Origin of the sequence: Flavobacterium cupriresistens, from assembly GCF_020911925.1 — a bacterium.
GTDB classification, from domain to species: Bacteria; Bacteroidota; Bacteroidia; order Flavobacteriales; family Flavobacteriaceae; genus Flavobacterium; species Flavobacterium cupriresistens.
The window spans coordinates 452,023-476,636 of sequence record NZ_CP087134.1; the positions used below are offsets into that span (position 1 = coordinate 452,023).

General features: G+C 35.1%; 27 protein-coding genes. 13 read left to right on the forward strand and 14 right to left on the reverse strand.

The genetic code is table 11. From position 1 onward, the window contains the following. Nucleotides 1-117 precede the first annotated feature (117 nt). Both LNP23_RS02185 and LNP23_RS02190 read right to left on the reverse strand, forming a co-directional pair. Entirely contained in the window at nt 118-1,923 is a 1,806-nt protein-coding gene (locus LNP23_RS02185; protein WP_230003445.1) for a hypothetical protein, read from the reverse strand. Nucleotides 1,924-2,026: 103 nt separating this feature from the next. Further along, entirely contained in the window at nt 2,027-2,446 is a 420-nt protein-coding gene (locus tag LNP23_RS02190) for a DUF1842 domain-containing protein (RefSeq protein ID WP_230003446.1), read from the reverse strand. A gap of 459 nt (nt 2,447-2,905) precedes the next feature. Here LNP23_RS02190 and LNP23_RS02195 point away from each other — a divergent pair, with 459 nt between their 5' ends. The 6 genes from LNP23_RS02195 (at nt 2,906) to LNP23_RS02220 (ending at nt 6,482) form a co-directional block, all read left to right on the forward strand. Further along, nucleotides 2,906-3,409 (forward strand): GbsR/MarR family transcriptional regulator, encoded by a 504-nt coding sequence (locus LNP23_RS02195; protein ID WP_230003448.1) that lies wholly within the window; start codon nt 2,906-2,908, stop codon nt 3,407-3,409. A gap of 70 nt (nt 3,410-3,479) precedes the next feature. Further along, entirely contained in the window at nt 3,480-3,827 is a 348-nt protein-coding gene (locus LNP23_RS02200) for a hypothetical protein (RefSeq protein ID WP_230003450.1), read from the forward strand. Between the two features lie 19 nt (nt 3,828-3,846). Beyond that, on the forward strand, nt 3,847-4,230 hold the full coding sequence (locus tag LNP23_RS02205) for a hypothetical protein (RefSeq protein WP_230003453.1): 384 nt from the start codon (nt 3,847-3,849) through the stop codon (nt 4,228-4,230). Nucleotides 4,231-4,291: 61 nt separating this feature from the next. Further along, nucleotides 4,292-5,113, forward strand: a complete 822-nt coding sequence (locus LNP23_RS02210) for a DUF393 domain-containing protein (RefSeq protein WP_230003455.1) — start codon at nt 4,292-4,294, stop codon at nt 5,111-5,113. After that, nucleotides 5,113-6,027 carry a TIGR01777 family oxidoreductase gene (locus tag LNP23_RS02215; protein WP_230003457.1) on the forward strand — a complete coding sequence of 305 codons (915 nt, stop codon included), beginning with the start codon at nt 5,113-5,115 and terminating at the stop codon, nt 6,025-6,027. Before LNP23_RS02210 ends, LNP23_RS02215 begins: the two co-directional genes overlap by 1 nt. Next, nucleotides 6,024-6,482, forward strand: a complete 459-nt coding sequence (locus tag LNP23_RS02220; protein ID WP_230003458.1) for an SRPBCC family protein — start codon at nt 6,024-6,026, stop codon at nt 6,480-6,482. Before LNP23_RS02215 ends, LNP23_RS02220 begins: the two co-directional genes overlap by 4 nt. A gap of 111 nt (nt 6,483-6,593) precedes the next feature. Here the strand turns inward: LNP23_RS02220 and LNP23_RS02225 are convergent, their stop codons facing one another. Both LNP23_RS02225 and LNP23_RS02230 read right to left on the reverse strand, forming a co-directional pair. Further along, nucleotides 6,594-7,007 carry a DUF1842 domain-containing protein gene (locus LNP23_RS02225; RefSeq protein ID WP_230003460.1) on the reverse strand — a complete coding sequence of 138 codons (414 nt, stop codon included), beginning with the start codon at nt 7,005-7,007 and terminating at the stop codon, nt 6,594-6,596. A 654-nt stretch (nt 7,008-7,661) separates the two neighbouring features. Next, nucleotides 7,662-8,474 carry a hypothetical protein gene (locus LNP23_RS02230; protein ID WP_230003462.1) on the reverse strand — a complete coding sequence of 271 codons (813 nt, stop codon included), beginning with the start codon at nt 8,472-8,474 and terminating at the stop codon, nt 7,662-7,664. Nucleotides 8,475-8,609: 135 nt separating this feature from the next. On the opposite strand from LNP23_RS02230, the gene gcvP reads away from it, so the two are divergent. The 7 genes from gcvP (at nt 8,610) to LNP23_RS02265 (ending at nt 17,640) form a co-directional block, all read left to right on the forward strand. Continuing rightward, complete coding sequence (gene gcvP, locus LNP23_RS02235; protein WP_047774380.1) at nt 8,610-11,459, forward strand: aminomethyl-transferring glycine dehydrogenase; 2,850 nt, start codon at nt 8,610-8,612, stop codon at nt 11,457-11,459. Between the two features lie 316 nt (nt 11,460-11,775). Continuing rightward, a complete protein-coding gene (locus LNP23_RS02240; RefSeq protein ID WP_230003464.1) occupies nt 11,776-12,834 on the forward strand; it encodes a 3-oxoacyl-ACP synthase III family protein in 1,059 nt (352 codons plus the stop codon). 734 nt (nt 12,835-13,568) lie between these two features. After that, entirely contained in the window at nt 13,569-14,291 is a 723-nt protein-coding gene (locus tag LNP23_RS02245) for a helix-turn-helix transcriptional regulator (protein ID WP_230003466.1), read from the forward strand. Nucleotides 14,292-14,590: 299 nt separating this feature from the next. Next, entirely contained in the window at nt 14,591-15,112 is a 522-nt protein-coding gene (locus LNP23_RS02250) for a class I SAM-dependent methyltransferase (RefSeq protein ID WP_230003468.1), read from the forward strand. A 94-nt stretch (nt 15,113-15,206) separates the two neighbouring features. After that, nucleotides 15,207-16,055, forward strand: coding sequence for a glycosyltransferase family 2 protein (locus tag LNP23_RS02255; RefSeq protein WP_230003470.1), 849 nt, complete (start codon nt 15,207-15,209; stop codon nt 16,053-16,055). Nucleotides 16,056-16,132: 77 nt separating this feature from the next. Beyond that, entirely contained in the window at nt 16,133-16,879 is a 747-nt protein-coding gene (locus LNP23_RS02260; protein WP_047774390.1) for an MlaE family ABC transporter permease, read from the forward strand. Next, complete coding sequence (locus LNP23_RS02265) at nt 16,879-17,640, forward strand: ABC transporter ATP-binding protein (protein ID WP_230003472.1); 762 nt, start codon at nt 16,879-16,881, stop codon at nt 17,638-17,640. The genes LNP23_RS02260 and LNP23_RS02265 overlap by 1 nt, the downstream gene beginning before the upstream one ends. Nucleotides 17,641-17,839: 199 nt before the next feature. On the opposite strand, the gene LNP23_RS02270 is transcribed toward LNP23_RS02265, so the two are convergent. From LNP23_RS02270 to LNP23_RS02315, 10 genes are all read right to left on the reverse strand, one after another. Next, complete coding sequence (locus LNP23_RS02270; protein WP_230003473.1) at nt 17,840-18,445, reverse strand: SprT-like domain-containing protein; 606 nt, start codon at nt 18,443-18,445, stop codon at nt 17,840-17,842. Nucleotides 18,446-18,509: 64 nt separating this feature from the next. Next, nucleotides 18,510-19,187, reverse strand: a complete 678-nt coding sequence (locus LNP23_RS02275; RefSeq protein WP_230003475.1) for an SDR family NAD(P)-dependent oxidoreductase — start codon at nt 19,185-19,187, stop codon at nt 18,510-18,512. A 35-nt stretch (nt 19,188-19,222) separates the two neighbouring features. Further along, nucleotides 19,223-20,191: a M20/M25/M40 family metallo-hydrolase gene (locus tag LNP23_RS02280; RefSeq protein ID WP_230003477.1), complete on the reverse strand. Its 969-nt coding sequence runs from the start codon at nt 20,189-20,191 to the stop codon at nt 19,223-19,225. A gap of 23 nt (nt 20,192-20,214) precedes the next feature. Beyond that, nucleotides 20,215-20,874 carry a hypothetical protein gene (locus LNP23_RS02285; protein ID WP_230003478.1) on the reverse strand — a complete coding sequence of 220 codons (660 nt, stop codon included), beginning with the start codon at nt 20,872-20,874 and terminating at the stop codon, nt 20,215-20,217. 2 nt (nt 20,875-20,876) lie between these two features. Next, nucleotides 20,877-21,911, reverse strand: coding sequence for an ATP-grasp domain-containing protein (locus LNP23_RS02290; protein ID WP_047774511.1), 1,035 nt, complete (start codon nt 21,909-21,911; stop codon nt 20,877-20,879). 11 nt (nt 21,912-21,922) lie between these two features. Next, nucleotides 21,923-22,633, reverse strand: coding sequence for an NRDE family protein (locus tag LNP23_RS02295; protein ID WP_230003480.1), 711 nt, complete (start codon nt 22,631-22,633; stop codon nt 21,923-21,925). Beyond that, a complete protein-coding gene (locus tag LNP23_RS02300) occupies nt 22,621-23,109 on the reverse strand; it encodes a hypothetical protein (RefSeq protein ID WP_047774404.1) in 489 nt (162 codons plus the stop codon). The genes LNP23_RS02295 and LNP23_RS02300 overlap by 13 nt, the downstream gene beginning before the upstream one ends. A gap of 2 nt (nt 23,110-23,111) precedes the next feature. After that, nucleotides 23,112-23,498, reverse strand: coding sequence for a DoxX family protein (locus LNP23_RS02305; protein WP_230003487.1), 387 nt, complete (start codon nt 23,496-23,498; stop codon nt 23,112-23,114). Nucleotides 23,499-23,505: 7 nt separating this feature from the next. Further along, entirely contained in the window at nt 23,506-23,964 is a 459-nt protein-coding gene (locus LNP23_RS02310) for a YHS domain-containing (seleno)protein (protein WP_230003489.1), read from the reverse strand. Between the two features lie 6 nt (nt 23,965-23,970). Then, nucleotides 23,971-24,567, reverse strand: coding sequence for a peroxiredoxin-like family protein (locus LNP23_RS02315; RefSeq protein WP_230003491.1), 597 nt, complete (start codon nt 24,565-24,567; stop codon nt 23,971-23,973). Nucleotides 24,568-24,614: the final 47 nt, after the last annotated feature.

Here is a 24,614-nt window from a genome sequence, read left to right on the forward strand (position 1 = left end):
TTTATTATTTAGAAAGACAAAAACAGCAAAAAAACCGAAACTGTTGCTTCGCTTTTTTTGCCATTCTTATTTTAGGTGATCAATCGCTTTTTGACGACAATACCATTTTTATTTCACTTATATTTTTTTCTTACTAGAGGACGATAACGGTATAATTTCACCGAAAACATGACTCAGGATTTTGGGTTGCAGACTAGGACTAGTATTATTACTATGACAAGAAAAACAAGAGATTGCAGTGCTGTCTGTCGAAGCCGTTGATGGAGATTGAACAAACGTTTCCATGGTACTATTAGACAACTGTCCGGTACCAATTGCATCTCCATTAGGAATTGAGTCAGCTGTCCCTCCATAGGGGTAAACATTCCCGTTTGGTGCAGCACCTCCAAAAGTCCATGTTGCTCCTATTAACAGATAATTTTTTCTGACATCTTTGCCTACCAACATCTTACGAACGGCATTATTTATGGAAATGATCTCACTGTTGGAATCAGCCGGTGTTTGATCTTCTCCGTTAGGAACGGTATTAGAAGCCACTCCCCAAGCCATAATTCTTCTTACATTAGGAGTCTTAATCGTTGTATCTTTTACCTGAATCGTATTACCTGAAACAGTCATACTTTGAAAGTTTTGATTTCCTGTTGTATCATTGGCATTGACATTAAAAAGCCATCCTTTACCGGTATCGGCTCGCACCTGTTTTATATTATTTTGTTTATCGCGGTAAGCGTAAGCATCATTTGGCGAGTTTTTCTCATGTTCAAAAGTGGCCCAAACCATTTCAGGATGTCCGGCTACACTTCCTACAACATGCATTCCTACCAATGCTAATGTTGTTGTTTTTTGCCCCTTTTCAACCCATACCTTTGGATTGGACTTATCATAAGTAGGGATTACCGCTTTTATCGTAACATAAGTATCCGCGTTTGGTAAATCTTTGACTTCTACCCATGACGTTTTTAATTCCATTGCCAAAGCATCCGGATCGGGAGGTGCGGCCCAGCCTTTTGTTTTTGCATAGGCCAAAATACTATCTCTGGCGCTGGCTGTGGTTGGAAATTGATTTCCGTTTAATTTACCCTCGTTGACTCCGGTTAAAAAATAAGCGTAAACATCATTAACCATAGTGATATAGTATACTAATGATTTATTTTCTCCCATTAAAGCGCCATGAGAACCTGCTTGTCCTTGTTCAGACTGCACTTCTCTACCTTTAGAATCAAGAAAAATTGATTTTGCCCCTATTTTAAATTCCTGTACCACCGCGGACGGGTTAATTTTACTGTCGATAACAGGTTTTGGATTTTTGATGACTTTTCCTTTTGTATCAATAAAAGAGTGCAATCCTGAGGCATTGGTCAAAATATGATCGAACTGGATTAATTTGTTAGCGTCGTTTTTAACTTTTTCGTCTTTTTTCGCTGCTTCAATTTCAAACCTTCTTCCATTTTTATCGATCAAAATAGGCAATCTGTTTGGTCCGCTTTGATTAATGTTACTTACCGCACGAATCGCTTCATTGGCTTTGTGTTGTGTCAGCGTACGTTTGTTTAAGGAATCAGGAGGAGAAACATTGTAAAATACGGGAGATTCTAAAACAGTTCCTTTTCCGTTATATCCTCCTGAAGCCGGAGACGTTAGCCATAAGAACATCTGCTCCGACCATTTATAAAAATCACAATTGTTTTTACTCGGAAACAACACACTGTTTGCCGGTTTGACTAATCCGTTTTCAGTTACGGTACCCGAAGCAAACCAAGACTTAAACTCGGATTCAGACACCGTGCAAGTTTCTTTTACATCTTGTGGTAAATACTCATAATCATTAGAAGCCAAAAGGCCTTTCTCTTTTTTACATCCTAAAAACAGGATTACTATTACCATAAATGCTACAGCAATAATTTTTGTGGTTGTTTTTTTCATCTTTTTCACAGTTTAGATTTGGTTTATTTAGGGATATAATTAAGCAGCAAAACATTTATTTAAATTCACATTACAGGCAGTAAAATGATCAGGCGTATCTTTTTTAGTTGATACCAAATTCCTCTTTCAAATTTTCCGCCAAAGCAACAGGTTCATTTTCAATCTGGTGATTGTGGCACGAAAAACCTCCCGTTCCGTCCCAGCAGTTATTAATCGCAAAATAGGCATCAAAATCAGCCAAAAAAGAGTCATTCTCCGATTTCTCCAACGACTGTCTGTACTTTCCTTGCAGGCTGACTACTTTTGTGAATTGCCCTAATCGCGTAACATTGATTTTTCCTTTAACCTCAATGGCTATATCATTTTCAGAATCATCTACGGTTTGTTTAATGATAACCGTACCCGTCACAGAATTCTTCAATGGCTTTACTATCAAACTAAACGTAGCAATGGGAGCACCCGGCATCCCAACATTTCCTATAGTTCCTTCTGCTAAATAATCTTCTGTTACTAAATTTTCCATTTTGGTTTGGTTTTTGGTTTTTGTCATGTTTAATTAGAACTTTTCAGAATTGAGCTGGTTTCTTTCGAGTGGCTGCTCTTCTCTTTATTGAAAAGTAAACGGGCATAAAAATGGAACGCTATTCCGTACTCCATCTCTTAAATTCCCTATCAAAGCTATAACAGCAGTCCCGCTTAGAGCAAAAAAATGTCATAAGGCAATTTTTTTTTGTCATGAAAGAGATAAAAAATGCCCCAAGAGTCCTTTTAGATGTCATGAAAGCCCTTCTTACCTAGATGAGATAAATAGTTTAGTAAATGAATTCAAAGCAAACATCCCTAACTTAATCGCAGAATAGCCGTGCTTTTAAAACTTTAAAAAGGCAGTTGAGAAACCGTTTTACGCGGCAACAATATTATATTTTAAAATTATCTTTCAATTATTTTTGAAAGTTTAAAAACTTTTGCTTACATTTGATCTATGGAATTCAAAGAAGCAAAAAATAAATTCGTACAGACCTGGGGAGCTTTAGGTTCTCAATGGGGCATCAATAAAACCATGGCACAGATTCATGCTTTACTGATGGTTTCTAACGAGCCGGTTTCTATGGAAGACATTATGGATGAATTGCAGATTTCCCGTGGTAATGCAAGTATGAACTTAAGAGGTTTAATGGATTGGGGAATTGTATATAAAGAATACAAAGCTGGAGAAAGAAGGGAATTTTTTACTGCTGAAAAAGATCTGGACGAATTGGCTGTAAAAATTGCCAGAGAAAGAAGCAAAAGAGAGATTAAACCTGCTCTTAAAATCCTAAAAGAAGTTTCCTCAATAGAAGCAAAAGACACTGCCGAAGAAAAACACTTTATCGATCAAACCAATAAATTGTATGATTTTGTTTTAAAGGCAGATAATATGCTGGATAAAATAACAGAGTTTAACGAAAACTGGCTAGGTCGTCTGGTTTTAAAAATCATGAAATAAAAAAATTTCATTAAAAGTTTCATTTTTTTCTGAAAGTTTAAAACAATCAATAACTATAAACAAACAGACCATGAATCTCAACATTACTGGCTATCTGATTTACCTCAGCATCACGATTTTCATCATTTTCAGAGTTGGGAAAATCTGTTACAAGAATGGGAACATTTATGTCCGCGAACTGATTCCGGATCACATCGAAATTTGTCAAAAAATCAATCAGGTATTGTTACTGGCGTATTATCTTTTGAATAGTGGTTATTGTGCCATGACTTTAGTTTCCTGGCAGAAAATCACATCATCGACACAACTTATTGAAACCATCGGAATAAAAACGGCGATCATTATTTTCATCATTTCAATTTTACATTATCTCAATATTATAATTCTTACCAAATACATTCAAAAACTAATTAAATAACACCTTAAATTTAACTATCATGGAAACTATAAAAATCTTAATCGGTTACAGTATTTATTTGCCAATTGCATTATTCCTTACCTACTATGTTTCTAAAACACTTTTTAAAAATGGGAAAATCTTTATGCTTGATATTTTTAAAGGAAGAGAAGATATCGCTCAGGCCACCAATAAACTTTTTGAAACCGGTTTCTATCTTTTAAATGTTGGATTCGCTTTAATGATTTTACAACTTGAATTGAGCAGAGACAGTTACCAGGAATTAATTGAAAATTTAAGTTATAAAATTGGCGGATTCTCTATTTACTTAGGTATAATGTTATTCATCAATTTGTACTTTTTCTTCAGAGGAAAAAGAAAAGCAAAAGAAACAAGAGAAGAACGATTAGTATTTAAAGCTTAAGTCATCCCTTACATCTGGCGGGACTTATAAAACTCGTCAGATTTACTAAAAACTACCTGTCATGAAAACACTGGAAAACCAAACTTTACTGTATGACGAAGACTGTCCGTTATGTCAAGTTTACACTACGGGTTTTATAAAAGCAAAAATGCTGGACGAAAACGGTCGTAAATCGTATTGTCAATTAGATGAAAACGAACAAACTTTTGTTGACATAAACCGTGCTTCCAATGAGATTGCGTTAATAGACAACAAAAATCAAACGGTGCTTTATGGAATTGACAGTTTGCTAAAAGTCCTTGGATTCTCTTTTCCTTTAATTGAAAAAATCGGAAATATAAAACCCGTTAAATTCTTTTTGAAGAAACTGTATTCGTTTGTTTCTTATAATCGAAAAGTCATTATTCCGAGTAAAATCAATACAGCGGCGAAGTTACAATGTGTACCGAATTTCAATTATAAGTATCGATTTTTATTTATTGGTTTTGCTACTGTTATGACCACAATCGTATTGTACAACTATTCTTTTCTGATTCCGAGTTTGCCAAAAGCAAGTATCACAAGAGAATTTATGATAGCAATTGGACAACTCTTTTTTCAATCTTTGTTTCTTTTGAAATCAGACCGAAAAACAATCCTCAATTATAGCGGGAATCTAATGACGGTTTCTTTAATGGGATCCTTACTGCTTCTTCCAATACTGGCATTTCAGACTGTTGTCACTATTTCAGTAAATACCTCTTTAATTTGGTTTGTTCTTACCGCTTTTATTATGTTTATGGAACATTACAGAAGGATTAAAATACTACAACTACCGACTTACTTATGTATCACGTGGGTTGTTTACAGACTTATTGTTTTACTCTTAATTTTAAATTTCTAATGATCCGAAATAAATTAATCATCGCAGCAGGAACCGGCTTTTTAGGTCAGGGTTTACTAAGTCATTTTAAAGACAGATTCGGAGAAATCGTAATCTTAACCCGAGGGAAATCAAAAACGATTGACGGAATTAAATATGTTAATTGGAATGCTAAGACATTCTCCGGCTGGGAAAAAGAACTCGAAAACGCGGCCGTTTTGATAAACCTTGCGGGAAAATCGGTTGATTGCCGGTACACCAAAAAAAATAAAAAAGAGATACTGTTATCCCGAATTGAAAGCACCAAGATTTTAAATAAAGCAGTCTTAAATTGTAAAAACGCACCGAAACACTGGTTGAATTCCTCAACCTCTACCATATATCGTTTCTCATTAGACAAGGAAATGGACGAAAGGAACGGCGAAATTGGCAATGATTTCTCGATGAACGTGGCGCAATCCTGGGAAAAAGCTTTTTTTAAAACCGAAACGCCAAGTACCTTAAAAACGGCTTTGAGAACATCTATTGTTTTAGGAAAAAAGGGAGGTGCATTAGTACCGCTAAAAACCCTTGCCCAATTTGGCTTTGGCGGAAAACAAGGAAATGGAAACCAAATGGTAAGCTGGATTCATGAAACAGATTTTGCCAGAGCAATAGATTTTATAATCGACAAAGAAATAACCGGAGTACTGAATATTGTAGCTCCAAAACCCGTGACAAATAAAAATTTCATGTCCTTACTACGAAAAGCCGTCAAGGCTCCATTTGGGATTCCAATAACGGAATCGCTATTAAAATTAGGCTCTCTGCTTATCCGGACTGAACCGGAATTGGTTTTAAAAAGCAGGAATGTGATTCCGAAACGATTGCTTGAAGAAGGTTTTCAATTTGAATTTGACACTTTAGAAAAAGCATTAAAAAATCTAATACAATGACAACAATAAACTTAGTCACCAAAATAAAAGCCTCAAAACAAATTGTTTTTGATACCGCGAGAGATATTGATTTGCATCAAAAATCAACAGCAACTTCAAATGAAAAAGCCATTGCCGGTATTACATCGGGCTTAATTAATTTCAATGAAACCGTCACCTGGAGAGGAAAACATTTCGGATTTTATCTGACGCACAAAAGCCGAATCACAAAAATGGATCTTTATGATTATTTTCTGGATGAAATGGAGGAAGGCAAATTCAAATCATTCAAACACCAACATTTTTTTGAAGAACAAAACGGGGTTACCATCATGAAAGACCATTTACAATATGAAACGCCTTATGGCATTTTCGGAGAATTGTTTGATATTATATGCCTCGAAAAGCATCTGACCAATTTTCTTTTAGCCAGAAATAAAATCCTGAAAGAGACCGCAGAGAACAGCTCCCTGTAACAAAAAAGACCGTCTGTGTCAGACGATCTTTTTACATTGAAACTCTTGTCGGGAATAGTTATGGTGATTCATACTATTCCTGTATCGAATTATTTGGCGTAAATTTTATATTTACGCCAACTCTTCCTTTAGGTTTCTTATTGCTTGAACTGGTACATTTTCAATATGGTGTCTCCAGTAAGAGAAACCTCCAATTCCGTTCCACTCATTATCGATCGCAAAATGCGCATCAAATTCAGCCGGAAAAGCTCCGATTGCCGGCGGCGGGAAAGACTGAATGTACTCTCCGTGCAAGCTAACTACTTTTGTAAAAGGTCCAAATCCGGTAGCATAAATTTTTCCTTTTACATCTACAACGATATGGCTGTCCGGTCCATCTATCGCTTGCGTAATCACAACAGTACCAGATACTGAATTTTGTGATGGTACAACTACTAAACTAAATGTAGCGATTGGAGCTCCCGGAGTTCCAACATTTCCTATTTTGCCACTTGCTAAATAAGCATCTGCTAATAATTTTGACATAACTTTTCAATTTAATTTTTTCTTACTCGTAAGGCTTTTCAGAACCGCCTCGTTTTTTTTAGTGGGTTCTGCTCCACTGGTCTGATATAGGGTTTGTTTTGGGAAATCGTACTGACAAAAAATCCATATCATCTAATTAAAGATTGTGCTAAAAGATTTTTTTTCGGTCTCTTTTTCTTAGATCAAAACTATACTAAATCTATAGTATTAATAAATAAAATGTTATGAGACAACGTTTTATGGTTATGAAAGAAGTAAAAAACCGTTACAGGATTGCTTTTACAAGGAATTGTATAGTTAGAAAATATCACCTTCAATAAGAAATAAAAATTTAGGAAGTCAAATCTAAAAGTGGTGCAATCGCAAAAATTAAACACCAATAGTATGGAGTTCTAATGAGAAAAGATTCGATATAACTATTTTGAGTTGTTTGCTAATAAATCGTTGCGTTCGGTAAATTTTGATCGTCCTGATTTTTTTGCCACGAATTTGCTCGAATTTGCTCGAATTATTTTTTTGCCACAGATTAAAAGATTTGCACAGATTTTTTAATCATTTTAATCCTTTAATCTGTGGCAAAAATTCCCCGCCAAGAATCTCATTAATTAATTAGTGATAATTCGTGTAATTCGTGTTTAAAAAAACTACTGAAGCTTATAGCAAAACCAACATCAGCCACCAAAAGATCGGCACACTTTCTACCCAAAAAGAAGTATAATACTTAGATCTATTGGTGTTTGCAAATACAATGAACAAACACAACATTGTGATCATGATGATATTAATAAAAAGATCTTGATAATTAAAGGTCGAAATTAAAAACTCCAACAAACAAAACGGTATCAGCAATAACAACCCTAAAATTTTAGTTTTTTTCACACCTATCGTTTGTGGCACAGTTTGCAGATGTGGATCATCATTGGCCAAATCAAGAATTTCGAAAACCAAGATCAAAACAAAAACCAGAATAAAACGCTGAATGCATTTGATAAAAAAATCAGAAGTAAAAGGAATTTCAGCATTGATTAGAGGTAAAACCAAAGTCGCTCCCACCCAACAAATGGCAACCATATAAATTTTTACTCCGGCCCAGTTTCGCGCATTTCTTCTGTTCGGAAAAAACGGAAGGGTGTATAATGCGGTAATCGCAAAAATTCCAAACGAAACAACTTGCGTAATTCGCTTTAATTGAAAAAAATAATAACCAACCAAAACCACCGAAACAAGACTCAAAAGTGCGATAATTTTCAACTGACTTCCTATCGGATTTTTTTTTACCCGAACCAAAGCATCGTATTTAACAAAATTATACCCCACTATTGTTCCGAAAAAAACAAACAAAGCCATTGGCTCATCGTACTGAATATGAAAGACATGGAATGTAATATGCACCAATGCAAAACACGATAAAGCTACATGAATGCTGCTGTTTAAATAAAAATCTAATATCTGTTTGATAAGTTTCATGACTCAAATCTAATCAATTATTAAGAAATCAACCCATTAGTTATAAATTTCACAAAATTTGAAGTTAAAAATACCGAATAAATTATTATTAATACTTAATTTTGCACCACAAAAAAACAACACTTTTACAACTATATGAAAACAGATGCTTTTGCTTTAAGACACATTGGTCCAAGAGAAACAGATCTTCAACACATGTTACAGACAATTGGAGTTGAATCGATCGAACAACTTGTTTACGAAACCCTTCCAGATGACATTCGTTTAAAAGCACCTTTAGACTTAGACCCTGCGATGACTGAATATGAGTTCTCTAACCATATTCAACAATTAGGTAACAAAAATAAAATCTTTAAAACTTATATTGGTTTAGGATATAATCAGGCGATTGTTCCTGCTGTAATCCAAAGAAATGTTTTTGAAAACCCGGGATGGTATACGGCTTACACACCGTACCAGGCTGAAATCGCACAAGGTCGTTTAGAAGCCATTTTAAACTTTCAAACTACTGTTATCGAATTGACCGGAATGGAAATCGCTAATGCTTCTTTGTTAGATGAAGCAACAGCAGCAGCAGAAGCTATGGCACTGTTGTTAGATGTTCGTTCACGTGACCAAAAGAAAAACAATGTAAATAAATTTTTCGTTTCAGAAGAAATTTTACCTCAAACACTTTCTGTTTTAGAAACTCGTGCAACTCCAATTGGTGTTGAACTAGTAATTGGAAACCATGAAACTTTTGACTTTTCTACTGAATTCTTCGGAGCTATTTTACAATACCCTGGAAAATACGGACAAGTAAATGATTATACTGCTTTTATTGAAAAAGCTGCTGCAAGCGAAATTAAGGTTGCCGTTGCTGCTGACATTTTAAGCTTAGTAAAATTAACTCCTCCGGGAGAAATGGGAGCTGCTGTTGTAGTTGGTACTACACAACGTTTCGGAATTCCGTTAGGATACGGAGGACCACACGCTGCTTATTTTGCAACTAAAGAAGAATACAAACGCAGTATGCCAGGTCGTATCATTGGGGTAACCATTGACACAAACGGAAATCGTGCATTACGTATGGCTTTGCAAACTCGTGAGCAACACATCAAACGTGATAAAGCAACTTCTAACATCTGTACTGCACAAGTATTATTGTCAGTTATGGCTGGAATGTATGCCGTTTACCACGGACCAAAAGGATTACAATATATCGCTGACAAAGTACATGCTGCGGCAGCTACTTTGGCAAACGAATTACAAAAAATAGGCGTACAACAACTGAACTCTGCTTTCTTTGATACTATCTTAGTACAAGCAGATGCTAAAAAAGTAAAAGCGGTTGCTGAAGCTAAAGAAGTAAACTTCTACTACGCTGATGAAAATACAATTTCGATTTCATTAAACGAAACGACAAGTATTTCTGATGTAAATGACATCATTGCCATTTTTGCAGAAGCGCTTTCTTTACAAGCTACCACTATTTCTGAATTAACAGAAATCAATCATTTCCCGGATTCAGTAAACAGAACTTCTGCTTTCTTAGAGCATGATGTTTTCAACAAATACCATTCAGAAACCGCTTTGATGCGTTACATCAAAATGTTAGAGCGTAAAGATTTAGCGTTAAATCATTCGATGATTTCGTTAGGTTCTTGTACGATGAAATTGAATGCTGCTGCTGAAATGTTGCCATTAAGTAATCCAAACTGGAATAATGTTCACCCTTTTGCGCCACTTGACCAAGCACAAGGATACCAGGAAATGTTGAAAAAACTGGAGCAACAATTAAACGTTATTACAGGTTTTGCCGGTACTACTTTACAACCAAACTCTGGTGCACAAGGAGAATATGCAGGACTTATGGTAATTCGTGCGTACCACCAATCACGTGGAGACGATCACAGAAATATCGCTTTGATCCCTTCCTCTGCTCACGGAACAAATCCTGCTTCTGCAGCGATGGCCGGAATGAAAGTAGTGGTTACTAAAACATTAGAAAACGGAAATATCGACGTAGAAGATTTACGTGAGAAAGCCATTCTTCATAAAGACAATTTATCTTGTTTAATGGTAACTTACCCATCTACACATGGTGTGTTTGAAAGTGCTATTCAGGAAATTACAAAAATCATTCACGATAACGGCGGACAAGTTTATATGGACGGTGCGAACATGAATGCTCAGGTTGGATTAACAAATCCTGCTACAATTGGAGCTGACGTTTGTCACTTAAATTTACACAAAACTTTCGCTATCCCTCACGGAGGTGGAGGTCCTGGTGTTGGTCCTATTTGTGTAGCACCACAATTGGTTCCTTTCTTACCTGGAAACCCGGTAATCCCAACAGGAGGAGAAACGGCTATTACAGCTATTTCTGCTGCACCATGGGGATCTGCATTAGTTTGTTTGATTTCTTACGGATACATTTCGATGTTAGGAGCTGAAGGTTTAAAAAGCGCTACAGAGCATGCGATTTTAAATGCCAACTATATCAAAGAAAAATTAAACGGACATTACGATACTTTATATTCAGGAGAAATGGGTCGTGCAGCGCACGAAATGATCTTAGAATGTCGTCCATTCAAACAAAAAGGAATCGAAGTTACCGATATCGCAAAACGTTTAATGGATTATGGTTTCCACGCACCAACAGTATCTTTCCCAGTTGCAGGAACTTTAATGATCGAACCAACTGAAAGTGAAAACTTAGAAGAATTAGATCGTTTTTGTGAAGCTATGATTTCTATCAGAAAAGAAATTGAAGCAGCAACAATCGAAGACAGTAATAATGTATTGAAAAATTCTCCTCACACTTTGGCTATGCTAACAACAGAGACTTGGGATTTTCCTTATACAAGAGAACAAGCTGCTTTCCCATTAGAATACATCGCTGAAAACAAATTCTGGCCTTCTGTTCGAAGAGCAGATGATGCCTTCGGAGACAGAAACCTAATCTGTAGCTGCGCTCCTATTGAAGCATATATGGAAAATTAAAAAAAAATAATTTTTCGGCATTATCAATAAACCCGATAACTTCAAAATTATCGGGTTTATTATTTTTATAACATTATGCAAAGAACTTGTTATTTTACTACACAAATAAGAATGTTTTTACAAAATAAAAATACGCCCAAAAAACAATCGCAAACGTTTGAAATCTCATATAAAGCTAAAATTCATTATAAAATAACCAATAACTAGAGCTAAAAATTCTTATTTCATAATTATATGCACGCATAGTATGTTTTATGATAGTTATCATCATTTTATTTATAATTTAGCAATAAATTTACCGGCTAATAAAGGAATAATGAAAATTAAAATAATAGGTATCGGAAGTTACATTCCGAATAAAGAAGTAAGCAATACAGACTTTGACAAACATGTTTTTTTGAATGAAGACGGAACTCCTTTTGCTTATCCAAATGAAGTAGTAATTAAAAAATTTAAAGGAATAACGGGAATCGAAAATCGTCGTTATGCTGAAGATCAACATACCTCATCAGATTTAGCGTTTTTTGCTGCTGAAAGAGCCATTGAAAATGCTAAGATCGATCCTGAAACTTTAGACTATATCATCTTTGCGCATAATTTTGGTGACGTAAAATCCGGAACACACCAAACGGATATTTTACCAAGTTTAGCGACACGCGTAAAAAATAAATTAGGGATTAAAAACCCAAAATGTGTTGCCTACGATATTCTTTTTGGATGTCCAGGCTGGATTGAAGGCGTACTTCAAGCCAATGCTTTTATCAAATCCGGTATGGCAAAACGCGTAATGGTGATTGGTGCAGAAACTTTATCAAGAGTGGTTGACGATCATGACCGTGACTCAATGATTTATTCTGACGGTGCAGGAGTTTCAATCCTGGAAGCTTCTGACGATGAAACGGGATTGCTATCGTACGAAAGCGCTACTTTTGCTAACGATGAAGCCAATTTTTTATACTTTGGAAAATCATACAATGCTGATTTAGATCCGGACATTAAATACATTAAAATGTACGGCCGTAAAATTTATGAATTTGCTCTAAGTCAGGTACCTTGTGCCATGAAAAGCTGTTTAGATAAAAGCGGTATTGCAATTGATGATGTCAAAAAAATCCTGATTCACCAAGCAAACGAAAAAATGGACGAAGCGATTATAGATCGTTTTTACAAATTATACGATAAAACAGCTCCCAAAGACATCATGCCAATGAGCATACATGATCTTGGAAACAGCAGTGTGGCAACGGTACCTACACTCTATGATCTTTTGATACAAGGAAAAATAGAAAATCACGAAATAAACAAAGGCGACGTGGTAATCTTTGCTTCAGTTGGAGCAGGAATGAACGTTAATGCATTTGTGTATCGCTATTAATTTTTTTGATCCCATTCAAACGAGTTTAATATTTTTCTTTAATCATACAAAAAAGGCTGCTTCTTACTAATGAAGCAGCCTTTTTGATTTGGGAAGTAAGTAGTACAACTGATCCCATTTTTGAACAGGAAGCTTTTCTTAAAACGCACTAATACTTTTGCTACCTGCAACATTATAGGCAATAGGTCCTTTTTTAAATTATCTAATCTCTGTTTTTTTTTGAATAGCCGTTGGTTTCAACCAACGGATTTAAATAAGCATTGAGGCAGGCTTTAGCCAAAACTTTACTCTTAAGTTTTTTGGCTAAAGCCCAATGGTATTAAGTAAAGAGATTTTTTCACGCAGATTTAGCGGATTGGGCGGATTTTTTTTGAATCCGCTAAAATCTGCGGAAGACTTTTTTTAAACAATCCTTAACTTAATGACATTGGGTCAAAACCAACGGCAACTCAAATTCAAATTGATTATTATCAATGGAAAGGACTAATTTTACCCTTGATAAATCGTATTTAAAGTATAAATTCTTGAGACTTGTCGCATGTTTTGTATATAAAATGCTGGGTGTAAATTTCAATATCATTAATTTACAAAAAGTTGAACTAATTTTTATTGACCGGTTTTCAAAATGCACTACGAGGTTTTTGCTATATTTGAAAAAAGAAATACAGCTAATTACGATCTTAATTAGTTAAAATGTGGTCAAGAGAATTTACAAACAGTAACCATTAGAAAAAATGGACAATTCAAATGATATTAAAAGACTTTCAAGACTCACTGCAATTCTCTTACAACTGCAAACGAAACGACTTATCACAGCATCAGAATTGGCTGTAAAATTCTCAGTAAGCATCAGAACCATTTATCGGGACATAAAAGCATTAGAACAGGCCGGTGTTCCCATAGTGACAGAAGAAGGAAAAGGGTATACTTTAATGGAAGGGTACAGAATTCCGCCCGTAATGTTTACCGAAAGCGAGGCCAACGCTTTAATCACAGCCGAACAATTGATTCTGAAAAACAAAGACGCTTCTTTTGTCAAAGAATACTCCGGAGCCATCAATAAGATAAAAGCTGTTTTACGAAACGACACCAAAGACAAAGCTAATTTACTTTCAAACCGGGTACTGTTCAGGCAAAATATTGGCAACGACCGCACGAGCAATTATCTATCGACCCTTCAATTGACATTGACCAATTTTAACCTGGTCAACATAAGCTATTTTTCCCCCGACAATAACCAAACCACTCAAAGAATCATTGAGCCTTTTGCTATTTATTCGACTCAGGAAAATTGGTTACTCATTGCATTTTGCAGATTAAGAAAGGAATTCAGATCCTTTCGCCTAGACCGAATCGAAAGTTTGTTTGTGACGAATCAAACATTTGAACCTCATAAAATCACCTTTGAAGAATATATTCAATCGTGCAGAAAAAGCATTCCCACACCCTTGACATAAGGTTGTCACAACCACATTCTAAATTTACCTTGTTATTAACTGTAGCCCCTTGGGTGCAATTGATTTTAACACATAGAAACATAGTTAAAACTGATTTTACCATTCACGGAAAAAAATAGTATGACGGTGATGCTGCCGAGGTAGAAACTTTTATATCGGTAAAAGAATAAAAACAGCAAATCAAAAAACACTACATGCCCTCCTTTTTAGATGCGGGCATTTCATTTTCGTATCAGCTAAAAACGCAAAAGAAGAAGATATCTTTGTATATTTGCACCTTTGCCGATAAAAAATAAAAAATGTACGAAAAAACGTTTCCAAATAAAAGATTCAAACTTACTTTAGAATTTTTACAAAAACACATTACTACAGCTGAAACAATTTTGGATTTAGGAGTAGAAAATCCTTTTTCTAAAATCATGAAAGAGGCTGGATTTGCAGTCAAAAACACTACCGGAGAAGATTTAGATTTAGACCAAACTGTTTTAAAAAACGAAAAAACGGATGTTGTAACGGCATTCGAAATCTTCGAACATTTATTGAATCCGTTTACTATTTTAAACGAAATAAAATCAGATAAACTGCTAATTTCTATTCCAATGCGTTTGTGGTTTTCCCCGGCATACCGTAGCAAAACCGATATGTGGGACAGACACTACCACGAGTTCGAAGACTGGCAGCTGGACTGGTTACTGGAAAAAGCAGGCTGGAAAATTATCGACAGACAAAAATGGACTAATCCTGTAAAGAAATTTGGTATACGACCACTACTTCGCAGTTTTACCAATAGATATTATATTGTTTATGCTGAAAGAGCATAGATAATAAATTCCAAATTTTTAAAATTCTAAATTCCAATTTTCGCAACTTCAGTTGGAATTTGGAATTTAGAATTTGAAATTTTATAAAAAGTATATGAATTATTACATCGTCATTCCCGCGCATAACGAACAAGAACTTATTGGTCTGACTTTGCAGTCTTTGATTTCGCAAACCGTTTTACCTAAAAAGGTGGTGGTTGTAAATGACAATTCTACCGATAAAACAGAAGAAATTGTTTTAGAATTTTCGAAAGAAAACCCATTTATTTCTGTTGTGAATAAAACTTCAGATGCCATACACATGCCCGGAAGTAAAGTAATTCAGGCATTTCAAAAGGGTTTTGAGACTTTAGATTCCGATTACGATATTATTGTAAAAATAGATGGTGATTTGATTTTTCCTCCTAATTATTTTGAAACTGTTATAACACACTTTCAATCGGATGCAAGAATCGGAATGGCCGGAGGATTTTGTTACATCGAAAAAAATGGCGATTGGGTACTTGAAAACCTAACCGACAAAGATCATATTCGTGGTGCCTTGAAAGCGTATCGAAAAGAAACTTTCCAGCAAATAGGTGGATTAAAACCTGCCATGGGCTGGGACACTGTAGACGAGTTGTTATGTAAATTCTATAATTGGAAAGTTGTAACAGATGCGTCCCTACACGTAAAACACCTTAAACCAACCGGGGCAAATTATAACAAAACAGCGCGCTACAAACAAGGCGAAGCTTTTTTTACCCTTGGATACGGTTTTTGGATCACCGCAATTGCATCGGCTAAACTGTCGATGATGAAGAAAAAACCACTTTTATTTTTTGATTATATTAAAGGGTATTGGAAAGCTAAAACTGCCAAAACACCTTTATTAGTCACTCCCGAACAAGCTAAATTTATTAGAAATTATCGTTTACAGAAAATGAAAGAAAAGCTTTTTTAAGCCAAACCTTAAAAAACTCTAAACTGAAACTCTAAACTGTAAACTAATCCTTAATTTAGCCAATATTTGTAAAAACTATGATGCTCATTCGTTATTTATCCCAAATAGGAAAATATTTTTTAATGCTGAAAGAAATTTTCAACAAACAGACCAAATGGCCTGTAATGAAAAAATTAATCTTCAAAGAAATAGACGATCTAATTATTGACTCTCTCGGAATTGTATGTTTTATCTCTTTCTTTATTGGAGGGGTTGTTGCCATTCAGACCGCATTAAATTTAACTAATCCGTTAATTCCAAAATATTTAATTGGTTTTGCTACACGTCAATCCGTAATTCTGGAGTTTGCTCCTACTTTTATTTCTGTTATTATGGCAGGAAAAATGGGGTCTTATATCACTTCCAGTATTGGTACAATGCGTGTTACAGAGCAAATCGATGCGTTGGAAGTTATGGGGGTTAATTCCTTAAACTATCTTGTTTTCCCTAAAATAGTAGCCTTATTAATGTATCCTTTCGTAATCGGAATTAGTATGTTTTTGGGTGTTTTTGGAGGATGGCTTGCTTGTGCTTATGGAGGATTCTCAACCAGTCAGGATTTTATTCAGGGTGCTCAAATGGAATTTATTCCCTTTCATATTACTTATGCTTTTATCAAAACTTTGATTTTTGCCATGTTATTAGCTACAATCCCTTCTTTTCATGGTTACTATATGAAAGGTGGTGCACTTGAAGTTGGTAAAGCTAGTACGGTATCGTTTGTATGGACATCGGTTTGTATTATTCTTTTTAATTACATATTAACTCAATTATTATTAGGATAATGATAGAAGTAAAAAACATAGAAAAATCATTTGGAGACAGCAAAGTTTTAAAAGGGGTTTCGACCGTTTTTGAAACCGGAAAGACCAACTTAATCATTGGACAAAGTGGATCCGGAAAAACGGTTTTATTAAAAACATTATTAGGAATTCATACTCCTGACTCGGGAACTATCGAATTTGACGGACGTGTTTATTCGGCATTAGATCCGGATGAAAAAAGAGAACTAAGAACTGAAATTGGAATGGTTTTTCAAGGAAGTGCTTTATTCGATTCGATGACTGTTGCAGAAAATGTAGCGTTCCCTTTGAGAATGTTCACCAATGACAATAAAATAAAAATTAAAGAACGTGTTGATTTTGTTCTGGAAAGAGTAAACTTAGTTGATGCGCATCAAAAACTTCCTTCTGAAATTTCGGGTGGAATGCAGAAGCGTGTGGCTATTGCCCGTGCGATTGTAAACAATCCTAAATACTTGTTTTGTGACGAACCAAACTCCGGTTTGGATCCGAACACCTCAACTTTGATTGACAACCTGATTAAAGAAATTACCGAAGAATACAATATCACAACCGTAATCAATACGCACGATATGAACTCGGTAATGGAAATTGGAGAGAACATCGTTTTCCTCAAAAAAGGACTAAAAGCTTGGCAGGGAACAAAAGAAGAAATCTTCAGAACAGACAATAAAGACATCGTAAAATTTGTTTACTCGTCTAATCTGTTCAAAAAAGTAAGAGAGGCTTATTTAAAAGGGTAAACCTTTTTAAATTCCAAAAAATATAAATTCCAAATTTTACGGTTGGAATTTGGGATTTTTTATATTGGAATTTAATACTTCTAGTATTTTTTTTACCACAATCTTTTATTAAAGGTTAAATCATATTAACAAAATAACAATACAAAAATCCCAAATTCCAATCTTAAAAGTTGGAATTTGGGATTTAAATTATTGGGATTTAATTGCCACTCGGCAGTAACTCTACCTCAGCGTTTGGATTAAACAGATACGTTTTTCCGGAACTTAATTCGATGCATTCAAAACGTTTGGTTCGTACGGCAAGTTTTTTAAACACCTTTCCGTTTTTAATTCTGAAAACACTTCCGTATGGGATCTCAAAAACATAGTTTTTATCATCTTTGGCATCGTATTGCTTCAAAGCCAGTGACAAAGTAGTATCGGTATCGCTACTGGCGCTAGGGTTCTTAAAATGCCTTGCTAACAGCGGCAACAAATGACCGGGGAATATTTCGGGACGAATAAACGGCACCATCAAACGTTGAAACGAATATTTCCATTCATTCCCATGAGGTTTTATATTTCGTCCAAACTTTTCAAAGGCGACCAAATGCGCAATTTCATGAACCAGCGTAATCAAAAAACGATACTTATTCAGACTTGCATTTACCGTGATTTCATGTTTACCACTCAGTCCTCGTCTGTAATCTCCATGACGCGTTTGACGCTCATTTACGATTTTCAGATGAACCTGATTGGCAACAATCAATTCAAAAACAGGCTTTACAGCATGTTCCGGTATATATCTGGCTAAAGTTTCGTTCAAGGCTATAATAAGTTATAAATTCCGGCTACACTAAAATTTGGAATTTGAATTTTGTTTATTAAATCTAAGGATTCGTTGAAGAAACTTCTAAAACTTTTCCGTTAAAGTATTTATTTCCGTTTAGGGTAAAATCATAAATATAAGTGGCCATTCCTTCTGCTGAAATTGGTGCCTGATATCCCGGGAAAGCTTCTTGTAACATTTCGGTCTGAACAGAGCCTAACGCCAATACATTAAATGAAATCCCTTGTTCTTTATATTCTTCCGCCAATAACTCTGTCAACGTAATTACCGCACCTTTACTGGAACTATAAGCAGCTAAACCTGCGAATTTCAAACTACCACGAACACCACCAATCGAACTAATGGTTACGACGTGGCTTCCCTTCTCCAGAAAAGGCAAACAGATTCGGGTAAGATTTGCCACAGCAAAAACATTCACCTTATAGATACTTTCAAAATCTGCCTGCGTGGTTTCTGCGAAAGGCTTTAGCAATAAAGCACCTGCGTTATGTACTAAAGCATCCACTTTCTTCCAGGTTGATGAAAGAAAATCTTCCACTTTATATAATTCTGACTCGTTTGATAAATCGACTGATAAACACGTTACATTTTCATGCTCCAGAAGTGCCTTGGGTACTTTTCTGGAAATAGCCAATACCTTGTTACCGGCATTTGCAAACTGCAAAGCCAATTCATAACCGATACCTCTACTCGTTCCTGTTATAATAATATTTTTCATGAAGCAAAAATAAGCAAAACCCTTAAAAAGAAGGGTTATTTAGTCATGGTAATTTCTTGTGTTTTAGAATCGGTAATTTTAGTTACAGCAGGAAGAAATTCTTGTATGAAGGCAGTCATGTGTGCAATATCCATCGCTTTGAATTCATCTGAAGGGTGATGATAGAACTCAAAATTCTCAAAATCAAAAGTACTTATGGACTGACAAGGCTTCTTGAAAACGTCATAAAACGAATAGTTATCAGATCTGTAAAACAATTCATATTCTGCTTCTTTCGGAAGGAAACCAATTGTTTTTTTACCTGTATACTCATTTATTTTTTGTGCCATATTCGATTTATCAAAACCGGTGATGTAAGCCAAATAATCTCTTTTCATTGGTACCCCGATCATCTCGATATTTAACTGGGCATACAAATTGAAGTTTTGCACTTTTAGTTTTTGCACCAAACTTTTAGAGCCTAACAATCCTTTTTCTTCTCCGGCAAAAAACACGATAAGAATACTGCGTTTATTAGATTTCGTTTTACTGAAATATTTTGCCATTTCGGCCACAGCGGTTACTCCCGAAGCATCATCGTTTGCTCCATTGTTTATATTGTCTCCTTGTTTGCTTTTATCGATACCGATGTGATCATAATGAGCACTCAAAACCACAAATTCTTTTTTAAGTTCAGGGTCAGTACCTTCCAGAACTCCAACAATATTAAAAGCCGGCGAATCAAAATTCGTCAATGTATCGCGATAGGTTTTAAAATAGGGCTTTACATTGTTTTTCTTTAAAAAGTCTTCCAGAAAAACAGCTGCTTTGTTGATTCCTTCTGTTCCGGTATCACGGCCTTCTAATTCGTCAGAAGAAAGATATTTCAGGAAATCCGAAACATCGGTCTGATTTACTTTATAAGCAGTCTCAGTTGATTTTGAAGCTGTATTGGCTACAGTTGTATTAGTCGATTTACAAGAAAGCAAAACAAATGGAAGAAGAAGAAAATACAGTTTTTTCATGAATAGAATTTTAGCTTTAGAAGCTAGAATTCCAAAGCGGTTGATTTAAAATATTTTTTATACACTTTAAATACCTGAATACCTCCCAGAATAATAAAAAACAACGGAATAAAAACAGGCATTACATACTTTGAAAATGGATTTGCTTTTTGAAAAACAGTCTGTAAAATTAAAATCAAACTTAACATTCCTAAAAACACACCTACCAAAGTTCCTGCAATATAATAATATTTTAACTTCTTTTCCGTAGTGATAAATTTTGCATTTACTAAATACAAATTCCAACTGGTCCAGAAGGGTAACTGCAAAAAATTAAAGCAATTTAAGATAACTCCAATTACAAATGGGGAGTACATTAAATATTGATTCAAATTGTCATTCACTCCGGAAGTTTGTTTTGAATTGGCGTAAAACAAATAAGCCAGTACAAACATAAAACCAACTGCAAAAAAATCAATAATTTTCATCAGTTTTCTGTTTTCTACCAATCGTTTTGCGAAAAGCAGTGTAAAATAAATCACAAAAGTTTCTACAAAAACGACACCGAACAAAAACAAAATTAGATTATCAAGCCCTGATTTGGAATAGATTTCCAAACCAGCCAAATTGAGGTAGCCCAATGGAATTGACCCGATAAAACTTACCAGAAATCCGACAGCCATATTTTGCGCCCTCTTTAACATCCTTAAAAATTTAGAATTTTACTGTTTTGAACCTGATGCAAACGGTATTGTTCCATACCGTCTTTATGGGGTAAATAATCAAAACCTCTTTTATGATTAGCAGCACTTATCTCATACATATAGGTAATGTGACGTGCGAGTTCTTTCCAGGCAAACCAAATAGAATGTTTCGGGTCATAAATATGGGTTGGCTCACTTGCCGCACCATTTAATTCGACAATCTGAAAATTTTCTCCTCGTTCCAGCTCTTCAAAAGTGTTGTACATAATATCAAATCTTCCAAAATAAAACTCGGGAATCTCCGCACAGATTTTATTCATGGTTTCTGTTAATTGGGGTGTAATCCAATGACTGCCATCCAAAAATTTGGCTCCGCGGGCATGATTCCCAAATGGAACTAAATTTAAGGATTCACCATTTGCTAAAGTATGTTGCAACAAATCGCCATATTCTTCCTGCAAAGCTTCCAATTGCAATTCAAACCTTGGCGTTTGGCGAATTAAATCTTCGATGGTTGAAACTCCATCTCCAATTACAATTAAAAATTCTTTAGAAACAATTCCGGTAATTTTACCTTCTTTTTCATCCGGATGACGAACATAAAAGATTCCTACTTCATTTTCAAACAAAATCAAATCTTGCAGTAAAAAGTCGAAATTGGCTTTTTCTACATACTTTTTCAACTCCGAAACAGTGTATATTTTTTTTACTCCTGAACCACGTAAACCAATATCCGGCTTCGCTATGAAGGGAAAGTAAATTCCTTTTTCGACAACCTCAGCAACAATTTTCTCCAAATCGGTATTCTCTTTTACCAGCATCGTTTTAGGATAATACCTATTGGGAAGCAAATCGTAAATCTGTTTTTTACTATCCATGATAAATCCCCCATTTCTAATATTTGGATTTGATGCACTAAAGAAAAAAACAGATCGTGCCTTGATTGCATAGAAGCCCCAAAGAAAATAAATGGGGATGTATATCACCTGAAATGGCCAATACTCCCAATTTGTGATTTTATGATAGAATAATTTCATATTAGACATCTTTAAATACTAATAAATGTGTTAGAAAATTGCTTATCGTCGACTAAGTCATGATACGCTATAACGCCTTTGTTCTGCTCTATGAGAACCTGAGTAATACTTAATGTTTTTAAAGTATTCTCTCTATTTATCACCAAACCATTTTCAGAATCATCATCTTCTGTATTCCAGTGAAATTCGAGCATATCTGCGGTTGAAATTTCTTCTCTTCCTCTTAAAAAATCAAAAAACCAACCCGATCGTTTCTGTCGGATCGAATCAGAATACAAGGTTACGGACGACCATATGTGGTTTTGATTTTCATCTAATTGAGTCCTTCTTTTGGTCACCCCATCCCAGATCAATTCGTATAGCTTTTTTTCCTGATACAACACCAAGGTAAAGGGCTCTATATCCTCCAGATTGATCTCTTGCCAAAAATCCTTGGGAGAATCACTGCAAATAACATCCAATGCAATTAACCCTCGGCTCTTTCGATACAAAAACTGATTTTTATGCTTGGTGATTCCTCCGTTTAAAAGTACTAAAACAGTTCCTTTGGCATCTACTACAAACCAAGTTCCACCGGCTTTTGGGTCTTTCGGGTACATCACATTTTTGCCGTTACAGGTATAAGTTCTGGGTGGAATTGCACTTGGCCGAATCACTTGCTCATCCCGATTAGATGTTATAATAACCGTTCCGTTATGAGATACAAAACTTACTGTACACATTGATTTCTATAAGCTATGGTAGAACGCGCTACACCAAAATTTTCATCCAGTAAAATATCCTCAATTGGTAAAACGGCCACTTTAATCAAAGCCTGATGGTGAATACAATGTTCTAAATTGTAGAGCAATTCTCTGTAATAATTACTTTGAATTCGGAACACCAATCCATCAATCATTTGCTCTAAGTAGAGTATTTTGTTCTCTTTTCTCAAACCGGATTTAACATCCAAAATAGACTGTTTTGCAAATTCTATTTCGGTTTGGATTCTTTTATTTCGTTCTCGATTATCATAATTCAAAATCCCGGAATCGTAGCTGTTTTCAAGACATTGAAACATTTCGAGGATATGACGGGTATGCTCACCTATACTCGAGTTGCTTAACGCTTCGCAAGGTTTGGAGTAGGACTGATCTGATAATTGAGTCAACAAATTTGTCAACTCTTCTAAACTGTGGTTGATTGATTTTAGTAGCATAATTATTTCGTTTTTAAAAGGTTAATAATTATATTTCTATTTTGATAAAGCAATATCAGGCAACATACTAATGTAATCAGAGCAAGAGAAAAAAGAAAACCTCCATCTCCTTTTACTTCAATTCCTAAAACAAATAAATGCGAAAAAACAGCACCTGTCATAACGCCACATCCGCCTAAAGCTCCAAGCCACGTTGTTTTAGGAATTAAAATTAAGATTGCAACGATCAGTTCGGCAATTCCGGATCCGATTCTTCCGTAAGGTTCAATTCCCAAAGTCGAAAAAATATACACACTTTCGGGCGCAGCAGTAAACTTAAAATATAAGGTTTGCAATAAAATAGCCGAAGCAATTATTCGTAAAATCCAGGCAATTTGTTCCGTTTTCATGAGCTTTCTATTTATATACTTTTTTCCAGTTAACTTCAGCCTTAGCTTTCAAATTGACCTCGTCTTTGTTCCAACTTTTTAGTGTATTGTTAAAATAAGCATTGTAAAACAAATACAATTTTCCGTTTGAGATTTTAAAAGTTTCAGGATTTATATCCACTTTATCTCCATCACTTCCCATTGCATAAGCACACCAACCGCCAAACTGAGGCTCATAAACAACAGGATTTTTTATAAAAAGATCTTTATTCGCTGCCGAGATAAACTTATACACAACTCCCATATATGAAGTTACGAAATCATTGTTACCCTTTAACGCTTTTTTTTGCACAAAATAAGCTACAGGATCATAGCCTTGAATCGCTACTTTTTTTTCTAAATTATACTGAGAAACTCGTTTTGCTTCTTCTTGTGAAAAAGAGGAAATCGAAGTAAAAACTAATAGTAATACAATTAACTTTTTCATCTTATTTTATTTTAGGTTTTTTAAAACTGAAAGTAATAATTCCGATGATATCCTGTTTTTGTAGTCCGGAGAGATGTATTCGAATAAAATAACACCTTCAGTATCTACAACAAAAACAGATGGAACAGGCAAAAAGTCTTTGTTCACCCCATTAGAATGTACGTTAATAACTGATTTATAGTTTTGCGGAGCTTTGTAAGAAATTCCAAATGCACTACTTAATTCTCCTTTTGAGTCGGACAGCAAAGTATATTTTACTTTATCTTTTCCTTCGGTAATTTTCAGATTTTCGGCAGAATCAGGACTTACTGCAATAACCTGATATCCTTCGGCTAAAACCTGATCTTCTATCTGAGCCAGATTAGCTAAATGCAGATTACAGTAAGGGCACCAGCCTCCACGGTAAAAAACCAAAACGGTTTTCTTTTTTCCAACTAAATCAGAAAGACGAACGTCTTTGTTTTCTGCTGATTTTAAAGTTTGGTTTGGAATTTTCTCTCCAATCAATAAGGGCGAAATATCGGTTGCTGTGTTTGCAACTGTATTTTGTGCATTAGCGATAGTACTAAACGTTACGAATAGAATAAAAAGTGTTTTCTTCATTAGTTCCATAGTTTTTCATCTTTTTTGATGTTGTAAAACTACTTAAG

What these genes read in the sequence shown, in the direction of transcription:
- LNP23_RS02185 (WP_230003445.1), bottom strand. Translation starts at nt 1,923, where the DNA reads ATGAAAAAAACAACCACAAAAATTATTGCTGTAGCATTTATGGTAATA.
- LNP23_RS02190 (WP_230003446.1), bottom strand. Translation starts at nt 2,446, where the DNA reads ATGGAAAATTTAGTAACAGAAGATTATTTAGCAGAAGGAACTATAGGA.
- LNP23_RS02195 (WP_230003448.1), top strand. Translation starts at nt 2,906, where the DNA reads ATGGAATTCAAAGAAGCAAAAAATAAATTCGTACAGACCTGGGGAGCT.
- LNP23_RS02200 (WP_230003450.1), top strand. Translation starts at nt 3,480, where the DNA reads ATGAATCTCAACATTACTGGCTATCTGATTTACCTCAGCATCACGATT.
- LNP23_RS02205 (WP_230003453.1), top strand. Translation starts at nt 3,847, where the DNA reads ATGGAAACTATAAAAATCTTAATCGGTTACAGTATTTATTTGCCAATT.
- LNP23_RS02210 (WP_230003455.1), top strand. Translation starts at nt 4,292, where the DNA reads ATGAAAACACTGGAAAACCAAACTTTACTGTATGACGAAGACTGTCCG.
- LNP23_RS02215 (WP_230003457.1), top strand. Translation starts at nt 5,113, where the DNA reads ATGATCCGAAATAAATTAATCATCGCAGCAGGAACCGGCTTTTTAGGT.
- LNP23_RS02220 (WP_230003458.1), top strand. Translation starts at nt 6,024, where the DNA reads ATGACAACAATAAACTTAGTCACCAAAATAAAAGCCTCAAAACAAATT.
- LNP23_RS02225 (WP_230003460.1), bottom strand. Translation starts at nt 7,007, where the DNA reads ATGTCAAAATTATTAGCAGATGCTTATTTAGCAAGTGGCAAAATAGGA.
- LNP23_RS02230 (WP_230003462.1), bottom strand. Translation starts at nt 8,474, where the DNA reads ATGAAACTTATCAAACAGATATTAGATTTTTATTTAAACAGCAGCATT.
- gcvP (WP_047774380.1), top strand. Translation starts at nt 8,610, where the DNA reads ATGAAAACAGATGCTTTTGCTTTAAGACACATTGGTCCAAGAGAAACA.
- LNP23_RS02240 (WP_230003464.1), top strand. Translation starts at nt 11,776, where the DNA reads ATGAAAATTAAAATAATAGGTATCGGAAGTTACATTCCGAATAAAGAA.
- LNP23_RS02245 (WP_230003466.1), top strand. Translation starts at nt 13,569, where the DNA reads ATGGACAATTCAAATGATATTAAAAGACTTTCAAGACTCACTGCAATT.
- LNP23_RS02250 (WP_230003468.1), top strand. Translation starts at nt 14,591, where the DNA reads ATGTACGAAAAAACGTTTCCAAATAAAAGATTCAAACTTACTTTAGAA.
- LNP23_RS02255 (WP_230003470.1), top strand. Translation starts at nt 15,207, where the DNA reads ATGAATTATTACATCGTCATTCCCGCGCATAACGAACAAGAACTTATT.
- LNP23_RS02260 (WP_047774390.1), top strand. Translation starts at nt 16,133, where the DNA reads ATGATGCTCATTCGTTATTTATCCCAAATAGGAAAATATTTTTTAATG.
- LNP23_RS02265 (WP_230003472.1), top strand. Translation starts at nt 16,879, where the DNA reads ATGATAGAAGTAAAAAACATAGAAAAATCATTTGGAGACAGCAAAGTT.
- LNP23_RS02275 (WP_230003475.1), bottom strand. Translation starts at nt 19,187, where the DNA reads ATGAAAAATATTATTATAACAGGAACGAGTAGAGGTATCGGTTATGAA.
- LNP23_RS02280 (WP_230003477.1), bottom strand. Translation starts at nt 20,191, where the DNA reads ATGAAAAAACTGTATTTTCTTCTTCTTCCATTTGTTTTGCTTTCTTGT.
- LNP23_RS02285 (WP_230003478.1), bottom strand. Translation starts at nt 20,874, where the DNA reads ATGTTAAAGAGGGCGCAAAATATGGCTGTCGGATTTCTGGTAAGTTTT.
- LNP23_RS02290 (WP_047774511.1), bottom strand. Translation starts at nt 21,911, where the DNA reads ATGAAATTATTCTATCATAAAATCACAAATTGGGAGTATTGGCCATTT.
- LNP23_RS02295 (WP_230003480.1), bottom strand. Translation starts at nt 22,633, where the DNA reads ATGTGTACAGTAAGTTTTGTATCTCATAACGGAACGGTTATTATAACA.
- LNP23_RS02300 (WP_047774404.1), bottom strand. Translation starts at nt 23,109, where the DNA reads ATGCTACTAAAATCAATCAACCACAGTTTAGAAGAGTTGACAAATTTG.
- LNP23_RS02305 (WP_230003487.1), bottom strand. Translation starts at nt 23,498, where the DNA reads ATGAAAACGGAACAAATTGCCTGGATTTTACGAATAATTGCTTCGGCT.
- LNP23_RS02310 (WP_230003489.1), bottom strand. Translation starts at nt 23,964, where the DNA reads ATGAAAAAGTTAATTGTATTACTATTAGTTTTTACTTCGATTTCCTCT.
- LNP23_RS02315 (WP_230003491.1), bottom strand. Translation starts at nt 24,567, where the DNA reads ATGAAGAAAACACTTTTTATTCTATTCGTAACGTTTAGTACTATCGCT.